Here is a 12694-nt window from a genome sequence, read left to right as displayed (position 1 = left end):
ATGATTAAAATGTATTCACTTTTTTGAATGTAGAAATAATGGAAATATAAAGGGAATAAGCTCTTTTTGTCGAATCTTCTTATGATGAAAGGAGTAATCAAGTTTTGCTTGTCACAAATTATTTTTATGATCTACCAGAAGAGACTAAAGAATCTATTTATTTATATGAATATAATCTTATATTGAGTAAAGAAGTTGAAATCATTCAATTACATCGAAAACGGTCAATTGTTTATGAAATGAAAAACAAAGGAATTATATTGAAAAAATTTTTATCTGAAGGAAAAGGGGATAACGATATTTACGCATTGTTAGAGTTAAACAGTAGTCCTTATTTTCCTAAAATTTATGCATATAAAAAAAGGGAGTTTTTATTTTTAGAAAAAGTGAATGGTAAAACTTTATCACAGGTTTTAAAAGAAGGCATAACTAACAACGAATTAAAAGAAATTGTTTTGAAAATGATTGAAGCAAAAAAAGATATGATGAATGTAGACAGATATGATTTTGATTTTAAATTTGAACATATATACTGGGATACGGTAAATAGCACTTTGAAATGGATTGATTTGGGTGCTTGTGTAAAAAACCCAATAGGATATTCTGAAGAAGAAAAAAAGAAACGAATTGAATATTGTATTAACCAAGTCAAACAACAATTTGCTAAATATGGGTATAGTTTGTTGGATAATTTAGAGGGGTTATAACTAACTATTGATTTCATTTTTTATCCTAGTTTAATTGAACATATTTTAAAAGTATACATGCTAATTGTAATCGAATTTTTCGATTTATTTTATCGAAATAATCATCTTTATCGATTTGTGAAATCATAATAAGCTATTGATATACGGGGACACTAGTTAAAACTTTAAGGAAGTAGGGATACTAAATGTCAATAGCAGTTATTTACGGTGGAAATCGTCCTGATGGGAATGTAGAGACATTAACAAAATTAGTTACTCAAGGCCTAATGGTAGAGGAAATTTATTTAAAGGAATTTTTAATTCAGCCGATCATGGATAAGCGTCATACTGAGGAGGGCTTTTCTAATATTAACGATGATTATAACGCCATCATTGACCGCATACTTCCGCATGATATTCTTATTTTTTCTACGCCTATTTATTGGTATAGCATGACAGGAATAATGAAGAATTTTATTGATCGATGGTCGCAAACTTTAAGGGATCCAGATTATCCTGATTTTAAGGCCCTGATGTCTTCTAAAAAAGCATATGTCATTGCAGTTGGTGGAGATGAGCCCTATATAAAAGGGTTACCCATGATTCAGCAATTTCAATATATATTTGACTTTATTGGGACAAAATTTGAAGCTTATATTGTAGGACAAGGAAACAAGCCAGGCGACATTCTACAAGATTTAAAAGTGTTATCTGCAGCTAATCTTCTAAAAAAAGAATTAGCAGGGAACGAGTAATTAATAGCAGGATCAAAAGACTTATTTGGAAACTATTATGACCCAAATAAGTTTTTTTATTTAAATTTGAATGGCAACAGGCTTGGCTCCATCGTTTCACGATTGCTTTGTTCGCAAGCCTGTGTCCCTGTCACTTAGCTACTAACTAGTGTAAACTGAAATTTACTATCGATAAAGATGAATGTTTCGGTAAAATTGAATTAAAGGGGTTTGAGTGAATGGATATGAAGCAACTTCAGACGTTTTTAACAGCAGCTGAGACCTTAAGCTTTACTCAGACAGCACAGCTTCTTGACTACGCTCAATCAAGTATCACTGCCCAAATTAAAACATTAGAGCAGGAATTGGGTGTTATTCTTTTTGAGCGCCTAGGAAAACGTATTGTCCTGACAGAAGAGGGTAACCGTCTACAACAGTATGCTAAAAAAATGCTAGAGCTAGATCGTGATTTGAAAAAAGCTATGTCCACTGAGCCCGAACAAATCGTCTTAAAAATTGGGGCTCAAGAAAGTCAGTGTGTCTATCGACTACCAATTATTTTACAGCAATTTCAACAAGCACACCCGCAAGTGAAAATCATTTTTAAGCCAGTTCATACAACAGCTATTGCAAAGGATTTATTACAAGCTGGTAAACTTGATATTGCATTGATAACGGACATTTATCAGGAAACTGCCATGCTCAAGCGAGAGCGATTGATTCAGGAACAGCTTGTTTTTGTGAGTGCCGCCAAAGAAATTAGTCAGCCTCTATCGGCTCAACAAATATCAACTGAAACGATGCTGTTAACAGAAACAGGGTGCTCCTATCGTAATCATTTAGAGGCACAGCTACAGCAAGAGGGTGTCAAGCCCTTACAAATGATTGAATTTGCCAGTATTGAAGCGATCAAGCAATGTGTGATGGCAGGGTTAGGAATTACATTTTTACCTAAAATGGTTGTAGAGAAAGAGCTGGAAAGCGGGCAATTAATGGAAGTACCATCCACAGTTGATTTAGCGCCGATTTATACAGATATTGCATGGCATAAAGATAAGCATATGCATCCTTGTCTCGAAGATTTTATTGCCATCGCCAAACATAGCTATGAAGCTTTTAAGGATGAAAAAAGAGCCTGAATGAATCAGACTCTTTTACAAATTATTGCTGCTTGAGGGTACCCGAAAAATTGGTGCCTTCATTACGTTCAGCATGACAATCAATCTCGGACACCTTTAAGGCATTATTGGATAAACGTTCAAACTCGACAACACAACGATTGCCATTCGAGGATGTATTCATAAGGGCTTTCGTATTGCTTGTGATTGTGGCTGTGCCGTTTACACTACCTGAAGCAGTGCCATCATTCGCTGTTAAAGCAATAGAAAAGCTCTTGTTTGTGGCATTGGAGATTATCGCATCACGGCGGTTAAACTCATTTGTACCCTTACCCCATTTATAGTAATAGGTATACACACCTTCCCATGCGCTTTTACTAGGAGTAGCCTGCTGTAATGATTTGTCGAGCTGATTTTGAGCATTTTTTGCCCTATTATTTAAAGATACGTTGTTGGCATTCTCATGAATGGCTTGTGCATCTGCTGAAATTTCATAATAATTTCGTTCATCCATACGATAGAGCATCGTGACAACTTGCGCACGGGTCATGTTGCTTGTCACGCCATAAAACTTTTGTAAATTACGCTCTTCATACTGTGGATTTAGCCCAGAAGAAATATAGGTATCAAGTAAAAATTGAATAGATTGATTTAAGCCCTTCTTACCGCTAGCTAAATGAGCAATAGCCTGTGCCACTACACCACGCTTCACAGTAGCCGCTCGGATTCGGTTGTCAAAATAGCCATTTAAAGGCACCCCATAGCTTGCGAGCTGGTTATAGAAATCATCCGACCAGTTTGCCGAAGGAGTTTGCTTTTTTAATTCGTCCATGGGCGTTTCGAGCTCATAAAAATTGGCTAATAATTTTGCTAATTGCTGTTCAGTAATGGTAGCATTCGGTTTAAATGTACCGTCTGTAAAGCCATTAACAATATCATATTCTTCTGCCCATAAAATAGCTTCATAGGCATAATGATCCTTTGATACATCCCGAAAGCCAGCAGCTTGTACATTGCCTGCACTAGCTATAATCAGAATAGAAAATAATAATGTACCTATTAATTTTTTCATTTGTTGTCTTCATCCTTTCTTGCTCGCTTTAGTAATAGTTTGCAGGAAATGGATAAAAACTGCAAATTTTTCTAGTGAAAAAATAATCGCTGTCCATTGTCGGGAAGCGATTATTTTAAACGTCGTTATTGGGCTGTGTAGCCACCATCTACTGTTAATGTGTTCCCTGTCATAAACGTCGAATCATCACATGCCATAAATAAAACAGCTTTCGCCATTTCCTCTGGTTGTCCTAGTCGTTGCATAGGAGTGATCTGACGTAATGGCTCCTTACTTTCTTCTGGGATAATTGGTGTATCAATAAAGCCCGGACATAGCGCATTGACACGAATCCCTCGCGTAGCAAATTCCAATGCTAATGAACGTGTTAAATTAATCACGCCTCCTTTTGCTGCATTATAAGCAGCTGATCCTGGCGAGCCAACCCAACCATACATCGAAGCTGTATTAACGATTGTACCACCATTCGCTTTTAGCATTTCTTTGATGGCAGCCTGCGCCATTAAAAATACACCATCTAAGTCTACATTTACAGTTTGACGCCATTCTGTATAAGGAAGCTCCTCAGTTGGCGTAACACGACCAATCCCTGCATTATTAAAAAGGACATCGACTTTGCCAAATGCCTCAATAGTTGTTTGATAAATAGCTGCTACTTCCTGTTCATCCGTTACGTTTGCTTTGATAAACATGGCTTCTGCGCCTGTTGCCTGTAGTTCAGCTGCAAATGCTTGGCCTTTTTCCTCGTTTAGGTCTACAAGCACGACTTTTGCTCCCTCTGCTACAAATAATTGGGCTGTTGCAGCACCGATACCAGAAGCACCACCTGTGATAATTGCGACTTTATCTTGTAATTTCCTCATACATGACAACTCCCTTAAACAATCTTTTTTCTTGCACACTGTGTAAATCACGGTGTACTTTTATTGTAAAACGCCTGAAAACGGAAACAATCATTAATGTCGTAGTAAATATCTAACTAGTAGACATATGTGCCTGAAATGTCTAAAAGGGGGAAGTAAAATTGCCAAAATGGACTCAAAGACAAGAAAGAACCCGCCGTCATTTTTATGAAGCGTTTGTCGAGTTAATGAAACAGCATGGTTTTCAAGCCATTACAGTGAAGGATATTGTAGAACGAGCGGGCTATAACCGTAGTACCTTTTATGTGCATTTTCAAGATAAATTTGAACTAGCAGAGAATTTACTAGAACAAATGCTGAATGGTCTGGAAGTGGCAGTAGGTGAACCCTACCTATATGGTGAAAAGGTATATACGACAAAATTGAAAGCACCATCCTTTAATATTATTCATTACATTTATAACCACCGTCTGTTTTTCGAGCTGCTGAATGTGGAAGATACGATTCCTGGGTTGCACACCCGTATGCCGTTAACGATCACAAAAATTTATCAAGAGCAATTTAAATTTGAGACGATCAATCAGCAGCCTGTCAACATGAACATGTTCAAGCATTATACTTCCTACGGCTTTTATGGATTGATGATGCAATGGATTGCAAGCGGTTATGAAAAATCAGAAGAAGCTTTAATCAAGGACATTATTGAATTAACGAAAACACATATTTATGCATTTGAATTTATAGGAAAGCCGCTGGAAAAAGAAGAATGAAAGTATATTAACATAAATTTATGTATTTTTATAAAAGAATCTCTAATGTCTGCATTAGAGGTTTTTTTGTTTGGGCTAAACTAATTTTTGTGTAAGAAAAAAATTTTTTAAAAGAAATTTTTATAAAGTAGTTGAATTTTATTTGTATTAAGCATATATTTTTCCTAAGGGAAACAAAATATCTCCAAAGAAAGAAGAGTGCGTGAATGAAAGATTTAGGTGATTTCAAGCTGACGATTCTTCCAATGGCCATTTTAATTATTTTAGCAATCGTATGGAAACTGACCGATTCAGTAGGCGCAGGTATGATGTTAATCCTTTTCTGGATGAGCTGGCGCCAGCTTATCAGGAAAATGAATATAAATTAAGGTATTGTGTGGAAAAAGTTGGGATATTGGCGTTAAATACGACTAGGGCGGGCATGACAAACAATTTACGGCTTGTCCGCCAATTGGTTACTTCGTAGTTTAGGCACTTTTTTCAAACAATTGCTTAATAAAGAGAAAGTTGAGGTAGGAAAATGAAACAATGGTTAGGTGTGGTGGTATTATCACTCTCATTTCTATTATTAGGCTGTTCAGCAGAAACAGAGGGTGAAAAAGAAGGCGTTGTGGTTGCAACCACTGGACAAATTGCAGATGCGATAAAAGAAATCAGTGGTGATCATTTACAGGTATCAGCATTGATGGGTCCAGGTGTAGATCCCCATCTCTACAAGGCGACTCAAAGTGATTTATCAAAATTGGATAAAGCAGAAGTCATTTTTTATAATGGCTTACATTTAGAAGGACAAATGCTCGATATATTTGAACAAATGGCGAAGGATAAAACGGTCTTGGCAGTGGGCGAGACATTAGATGAAAAGCAACTGCTTGCCAGTGATACGGATGCCATGCTTCATGATCCACATATTTGGTTTGATATTGAGCTTTGGAAAGGTGTTGTCAAGGCAATCAGTACACAGCTTCAGGAAGAATACCCTGAATTTAAAGCAGATTTTCAAACAAATGAAGCAGCTTACTTGAAAAAGCTGGATGATTTACAAAGCTACGCAGAAAAGCGGGTGAATGAAATACCACAACAACAAAGAATATTAGTAACGGCTCATGATGCATTCAATTATTTTGGCAGAAGTCAGGGATTTGAAGTACGTGGCTTGCAAGGGCTGAGTACGGATTCAGAGTATGGAGTGAAAGATGTTCAGGAGATGGTTAATTTCTTAGTAGAAAATAAGATTAAGGCTCTTTTTATAGAATCCAGTGTGTCCGATAAGGCGATGAAAGCTGTTATTGAAGGGGCTAAGGAGAAAGGCCACGACATTGTCATCGGTGGAGAATTATTCTCCGATGCGATGGGAGCTGAAGGAACAACAGAAGGTACGTATGTAGGTATGTATCAACATAACATCGACACGATCGTCGATGCATTAAAGTAGGTGAAGAATATGTATGCATTAACAGTGGAAAATCTATCAGTGGCGTATGATAAAAAAACAGTATTAGAAAATGCCTGTGTAACAGTGCCTACAGGTCATCTAGCTGCCATTATTGGCCCAAATGGTGCAGGGAAATCCACATTTTTAAAGGCCATTTTAAATCAGCTTCCCAATAAAGTAGGAAAGGTAGAAATTTTAGGGAAGGTGTTTGAACCAAAGAGTTTAGTAGTAGGCTATGTGCCTCAGCGTAATGCGGTGGATTGGGATTTCCCAACAAATGCGTTGGATGTGGTGCTCATGGGGCGTTATGGCCATACAGGTTTATTTAAAAGACCGTCTAGGCAGGATAAAATTGTTGCTCGACAAGCTTTAGCAAGTGTTGGGATGCAGGATTTTGCAGAGCGTTCCATCGGGCAGCTTTCAGGAGGTCAGCAACAGCGTGTATTCCTGGCTAGAGCCCTTGCACAAAATGCAGATATCTATTTTTTAGATGAACCATTTGCAGGAGTAGATGCTGCGACAGAAAAAACGATTATTGATATTTTAAAGGATTTAAAGGCACAGGGAAAAAGTATTTTTGTTGTGCATCACGATCTTCAAACCGTTAAAGAATATTTTGACTATACGATTCTATTAAACAAAACGATTTTAGCATCAGGCGCAACAGAAGATGTTTTTACACCAGAGCAATTACAAAAAACATATGGTGGTAAACTTTTCATGATGCAGCATGTGTAAGGAGGGACATAATGTTAAGCGGTAACTTATTGTGGGTACTGAGTGGAACGATGTTACTTGGCATTGCAGCAGGCATCACAGGCACGTTCTCCTTCTTACAAAAACAAAGTCTAGTTGGGGATGCTGCTGCGCATGCAGCATTACCAGGCATTGCCCTTGCGTTCCTGCTAACAGGTCAAAAGGAATTGCCGATTTTAATGCTAGGAGCGGGCATTACATCTGCATTATCTGTGTATTGTATTCAATGGATTGTGTCATTTTCAAAAATGAAGGCTGACGCTGCCATTGGATTAGTCCTCACTGTATTTTTTGGTGTGGGTGTTGTATTTTTAACAGTGGTCAACCGTAGCCCACTGGGGAATCAGAGCGGTCTGAATAATTTTATCTTCGGTAAAGCAGCGACGATGACCAAGGCAGATTTAATGTGGCTCTTTATTAGTGCAACCATCATTATTGTAGTTAGTCTCTTGCTTTATAAGGAATGGAAGCTACTGATCTTTGATCCTGTTTATGCAAAAGGGATTGGCTTACCGATAGAGGCTTTAAAGGCAACATTAACGGTTTTAATTGTTATGACAATTGTTACAGGTATACAAGCTGTTGGCGTTATTTTAATGTCAGCTCTATTAATTATTCCTGCTGCCAGTGCCAAGCTATGGACAAAAAAATTGAGCACAATGCTCATTTTAAGTGCTGCGATTGGAGGTATCGCTGGCATAACTGGAACCTTTATTAGTGCAATTCGAACAGGGTTATCGACGGGTCCGATAATTGTCTTAGTGGCAGCAGGTATATTCTTTATTTCGTATTTTATAAGTCCAACTGGTCAAATTAGTAAATATCGTAGGAAAATGCAATTTCGAAAGCAGGGTGATGTAAGATGATCGAATTTTGGGTTGTATTCACGGGACTCTTAGTTGGGATAACTTGTGGAATTGCAGGTGTCTTCCTCATCTTGCGTAGAATGTCCATGATTGCAGATGCGATCAGTCATACAGTGCTCTTTGGCATTGTGATGGCTTACCTTATTACCCAAACGTTGAATGGCTTTTGGATGTTGGTAGGTGCTGCGTTTGCAGGGATTTTAACAGCCTATCTTGTGCAATTATTACATTCTTCTGGTATTCAAGAAGACGCAGCGATAGGCGTAGTGTTTACATCTCTATTTGCAGCAGGTGTTCTCCTTATCACCTTATTTGCAGGCAATGTGCACTTAGATGTTGAGCATGTTTTAATGGGAGAAATTGCTTTTGTTCCTTGGGATCAATGGACATTGCTTGGGCTGGCAATGCCTAAGGCAGTATGGATGCTCTTGCTCGTCCTCGTCATTAATATTGGGTTCCTACTTCTATTCTTTAAAGAAATGAAGCTTGCGACGTTTGACCCTGTGTATGCAGCAACCATTGGCATTCCTGTTGTCTTTCTTCATTATGGCTTTATGACATCGATTTCGTTTACAACAGTGGCAGCTTTTGATAGTGTAGGGGCCATTTTAGTGGTTGCCATGTTAATTGGACCAGCTGCAACTTCCTATTTAATCAGCAAGACGATTAAGCAAATGTTTGTCTATAGTATGCTCTTTGGAGCTGCTGCTTCCGTCATTGGCTATTATTTAGCGAAATTCTGGGATACCTCTATAGCAGGTATGATGGCGACAACAGTCGGCTTCATTTTTATCATGACGTTCATCTGTCAAAAAATCGTTGAGCGTAGAAAGAAAGCACTTGTTCATAAACTAGAAACCTCTTAACGAAAAACATCGTTTGATACGCTCATCAAACGATGTTTTTTCTATTGGGGGCAAGTTCAAACTTTTGAATGAGTACGCCTTCTAGGAAAAATAGTATACTCGTTAAGATAAACTAGAAAGAGAAAGTGTAGCATAGCATCTAGCAAATTTTTCTATATTTTTATGTACGAATATTTAAAATTTTGTTACGATAAATTTTATGATAGCAACAAGGAGAACAGCATGTGGAGAAATCGAAACGTATGGATTATTTTATTAGGTGAATTTGTCGTAGGTCTCGGCTTATGGGCTGGCATTATTGGCAATTTAGCCTTTATGCAAGAGGTAGTACCTTCTGACTTTCACAAATCATTAATTATTTCTTGTGGTATTTTAGCAGGCTTAGTCGTTGGTCCAATGGCAGGGCGTATCATTGACCAATCGAAGAAAAAAACGGTTGTCCAGTTGGCGAGTATTGGACGCATCATCAGTGTTTTATTTATGTTTATGGCACTTTATACTAATTCGGTCATTTGGATGATTCTATTTTTAATCACACTGCAGATAGCAGCAGCATTTTATATGCCTGCCTTGCAATCTATTATTCCCATGATTGCGAAGGAACAGGATTTAATTACATTAAATGCTTGGCAAATGAATGCGAGAACCATTTCAAGGATCATCGGTACAGCCGCTGCCGGGTTTATGCTCAGTTTTTTTGAGTTAAAATGGTTATATATTATTTCATTTATTGTCTATTTAGGCATGTTTGTCATTACTAGTTTATTGCAATTGGATGAAGCATCTACTGAAACGATGACAAACAAAGAAAAAGGGAATTTTAAAGAAGTGTTACCGATGATCAAAGAGCATCCAGTCGTCTTGATGACGCTTGTCTTAATGTTAATTCCTACATTATTTTTAGGCTCTTTTAATTTAGTAATTATGAAAATAGCTGAAATTCATCAATCTACCACAATTTCCGGATTATTGTATACGGTGGAAGGTATCGGATTTATGCTTGGTGCAGCTGGTTTGAAAATGATTGCTGACCGTGTACAAATGGGTACACTGCTTTTTTCATTAGCCTTTATTATCGGCTCAATGGAGCTCCTATTATTACTGGCAGAGACTCCATTTTTCGCTTTAGTGGCATTTGGCGTTTTTGGCTTTTCAGTTGGCTGTTTTTTTCCAACAACAATGGTAATCTTCCAAAAGCAAGTACCCAAACAGTTCCATGGACGCTTTTTCTCATTCCGCAACATGATTGATTCCGTCGTCTTTCAAATCGTGCTTTTATCGACAGGCATGATGCTAGATGTAATTGGTTTAAGTGGTATGGGACTTGTTTTCGGAATCATAAGCTTAAGTTTAACCACTACTTTCTTATTTTACGCTAAGAAAAAGAATGTCGTTATGCATGCACATTAATATCATGTCCTTTATGCATGACACCAATTGGGGCATACGATAGAGGTATAAAAAGATGGTAGCATAGGAAAGGAACTGTCTAGATGGAGACGGTTCCTTCTTCATTAATTCAAGTAATCTTGTTTGATATACATAGAGAAAGAAGGTTGAAAAATGGTTGAAAAATCTCAAGAGTCAATTGTGTCCTATATTGAGTCACCAGAAAAACTAAAAAACCTATATAGGCATGTACTGATAGTTGTTAGCTTATCCCAAATTTTTGGTGGAGCTGGACTTGCGGCGGGTATTACTGTAGGCGCTCTACTGGCACAACAAATGCTTGGAACGGATGCCTATGCGGGTGTACCCTCTGCATTATTTACATTAGGCTCTGCGGTCGCGGCTTTCATTGTAGGAAAACTATCACAGCGTTATGGTCGCCGCATAGGCTTATCAACAGGTTTTATAGTGGGTGGACTCGGTGCAATAGGTGTAGTCCTTGCTACTTTAATGAATAGTATTGTGTTATTGTTTGCCTCTCTATTAATCTATGGAGCTGGTACGGCAACTAATTTACAGGCACGCTATGCCGGGACAGATTTAGCCAATAATAAGCAACGTGCTACAGCAATCAGTACAACCATGCTTATGACCACGTTTGGTGCTGTTTTAGGTCCAAATTTAGTAGAATGGATGGGAAAAGTTGCCCTGTCTATCGGTATTCCAGCTCTAGCGGGTCCATTTCTATTATCTGCTTTGGCTTTTATTATGGCGGGGCTTGTATTATTTACTATGTTGCGTCCTGACCCTCTAGAGATAGCGAAAGCCATAGAGGCACATAAGCAAAAAATGAACAAAGAAAATCAAACACCATCCATGCCTATATCAAGCAATAAAAGAGGCCTAGCGGTAGGAGCAACAGTTATGGTCCTGACACAAATTGTCATGGTGGCCATCATGACAATGACACCTGTACATATGAAACATCATGGACATGGATTAGCTGAGGTTGGTATTGTGATAGGGTTTCATGTAGGTGCTATGTATCTGCCATCACTCGTCACAGGTATGCTTGTTGATAAAATCGGACGTACGGCAATGAGTATTGCTTCAGGTGTTACGCTGCTGCTCGCGGGCGTAGTGGCTGCATTTGCACCAAGCGATTCCATGGTGTTACTCATTGTGGCACTTTCTTTACTGGGATTAGGTTGGAACTTCGGCTTAATTAGTGGAACTGCTCAAATTGTTGATGCGACGGAGCCTTCTACCCGTGCAAAAACACAGGGGAAAATGGATGTCTTTGTGGCATTGGCAGGTGCATCAGGTGGTGCGCTATCAGGTATGGTAGTGGCGAATTCAAGCTATGCAGTGTTGTCCCTAGCAGGAGGGCTATTGTCGTTAGTATTGATTCCTGTTGTCATTTGGTCTAGAAGAGCAGCTTAATCTATGCTAATTATTATCCGAGGAAATTCAGGTAGTGGGAAAACGACCATTGCAAAGAAACTTCAGGATTATCTTGGACATCGTACATTTTGATTGCGCAAGATGTTGTCCGACGTGATATGTTAAAGGTGCATGATCGAGAAGGCAATCTTTCTATTGAATTAATTCGGCAAATCGCAGAGGATGGTAAAGGTCGTTGTGAAGTTGTCATTGTAGAAGGAATTGTATACCAGTCGTTATGGAGCTATGTTAAAAGATTTAATCCACTTCTATGATCAGAAGGCCAATACTTATTATTTTGATTTATCTTTTGAGGAAACCGTTATTCGTCATCATTCTAGCGCCAAAAAAAATGACTTCGGGGAAGATTCTTTACGTGCTTGGTGAAATCCGCATGATTATCTTGGGTGGATGTGGAAACGCTGCTGACGGAAGAGATGTCACAGGATGATCGATTAAAATTGATGGTAAAGCAACTATAGAAGTAACAAAAACTTACCCTTTCTTAGGGTGAGTTTTTTTCATAGTGTTGAAAAACAAAACCATCAATAGAGCTGTTGTAAAAGGTAAAAATGGATTTCCGTGCAGGTTACTTGCTTTCCTCTTTGGCGAACACAGCTCCGTTTAGGGGTTTACCTGTATCGCTATCCCAGAAGATTCAAGTAGCCCTCCATTTTAGAAAAATTTATTAAATAA

Annotated in this window: 13 protein-coding genes and 1 pseudogene; 12 read left to right on the top strand and 2 right to left on the bottom strand. The window is 38.2% G+C overall.

Annotated elements, in window-relative coordinates; genetic code table 11:
• Positions 1 to 104 precede the first annotated feature (104 nt).
• From JIN86_RS01430 to JIN86_RS01420, 3 genes are all read left to right on the top strand, one after another.
• Positions 105 to 707, top strand: coding sequence for a hypothetical protein (locus tag JIN86_RS01430; protein WP_004230670.1), 603 nt, complete (start codon positions 105 to 107; stop codon positions 705 to 707).
• Between the two features lie 185 nt (positions 708 to 892).
• Positions 893 to 1441 (top strand): flavodoxin family protein, encoded by a 549-nt coding sequence (locus JIN86_RS01425; RefSeq protein ID WP_004230668.1) that lies wholly within the window; start codon positions 893 to 895, stop codon positions 1439 to 1441.
• Positions 1442 to 1659: 218 nt separating this feature from the next.
• Positions 1660 to 2559: a LysR family transcriptional regulator gene (locus JIN86_RS01420; RefSeq protein WP_202341099.1), complete on the top strand. Its 900-nt coding sequence runs from the start codon at positions 1660 to 1662 to the stop codon at positions 2557 to 2559.
• Positions 2560 to 2581: 22 nt separating this feature from the next.
• Here the strand turns inward: JIN86_RS01420 and JIN86_RS01415 are convergent, their stop codons facing one another.
• Entirely contained in the window at positions 2582 to 3610 is a 1029-nt protein-coding gene (locus JIN86_RS01415) for an S-layer homology domain-containing protein (RefSeq protein WP_202341098.1), read from the bottom strand.
• 125 nt (positions 3611 to 3735) lie between these two features.
• On the bottom strand, positions 3736 to 4473 hold the full coding sequence (locus tag JIN86_RS01410; protein WP_004230659.1) for an SDR family NAD(P)-dependent oxidoreductase: 738 nt from the start codon (positions 4471 to 4473) through the stop codon (positions 3736 to 3738).
• 161 nt (positions 4474 to 4634) lie between these two features.
• Between JIN86_RS01410 and JIN86_RS01405 the strand changes: the two genes are divergently transcribed.
• From JIN86_RS01405 to JIN86_RS01365, 9 genes and pseudogenes are all read left to right on the top strand, one after another.
• On the top strand, positions 4635 to 5243 hold the full coding sequence (locus JIN86_RS01405) for a TetR/AcrR family transcriptional regulator (RefSeq protein ID WP_202341097.1): 609 nt from the start codon (positions 4635 to 4637) through the stop codon (positions 5241 to 5243).
• A gap of 206 nt (positions 5244 to 5449) precedes the next feature.
• The gene (locus JIN86_RS01400; protein WP_004230657.1) at positions 5450 to 5611 is read left to right on the top strand and encodes a hypothetical protein; all 162 of its coding nucleotides are present in this window, start codon (positions 5450 to 5452) and stop codon (positions 5609 to 5611) included.
• A gap of 152 nt (positions 5612 to 5763) precedes the next feature.
• Positions 5764 to 6678, top strand: a complete 915-nt coding sequence (locus JIN86_RS01395) for a metal ABC transporter solute-binding protein, Zn/Mn family (protein WP_202341096.1) — start codon at positions 5764 to 5766, stop codon at positions 6676 to 6678.
• 9 nt (positions 6679 to 6687) lie between these two features.
• Complete coding sequence (locus JIN86_RS01390) at positions 6688 to 7416, top strand: metal ABC transporter ATP-binding protein (RefSeq protein WP_004230653.1); 729 nt, start codon at positions 6688 to 6690, stop codon at positions 7414 to 7416.
• 11 nt (positions 7417 to 7427) lie between these two features.
• Positions 7428 to 8300 (top strand): metal ABC transporter permease, encoded by an 873-nt coding sequence (locus JIN86_RS01385; RefSeq protein WP_004230651.1) that lies wholly within the window; start codon positions 7428 to 7430, stop codon positions 8298 to 8300.
• Positions 8297 to 9166, top strand: a complete 870-nt coding sequence (locus JIN86_RS01380) for a metal ABC transporter permease (RefSeq protein ID WP_202341095.1) — start codon at positions 8297 to 8299, stop codon at positions 9164 to 9166. Before JIN86_RS01385 ends, JIN86_RS01380 begins: the two co-directional genes overlap by 4 nt.
• A 222-nt stretch (positions 9167 to 9388) precedes the next feature.
• A complete protein-coding gene (locus tag JIN86_RS01375) occupies positions 9389 to 10576 on the top strand; it encodes an MFS transporter (RefSeq protein WP_202341094.1) in 1188 nt (395 codons plus the stop codon).
• Positions 10577 to 10729: 153 nt separating this feature from the next.
• The gene (locus JIN86_RS01370; protein WP_202341093.1) at positions 10730 to 11998 is read left to right on the top strand and encodes an MFS transporter; all 1269 of its coding nucleotides are present in this window, start codon (positions 10730 to 10732) and stop codon (positions 11996 to 11998) included.
• A gap of 3 nt (positions 11999 to 12001) precedes the next feature.
• A pseudogene (locus JIN86_RS01365) lies at positions 12002 to 12480 on the top strand (AAA family ATPase).
• Positions 12481 to 12694: the final 214 nt, after the last annotated feature.

Source organism: Lysinibacillus sp. HST-98 (assembly GCF_016757845.1).
Lineage (GTDB): Bacteria > Bacillota > Bacilli > Bacillales_A > Planococcaceae > Lysinibacillus > Lysinibacillus capsici.
Note: the sequence above shows the minus strand (reverse complement) of the source record. Positions and strands in the feature narration are given on the sequence as shown.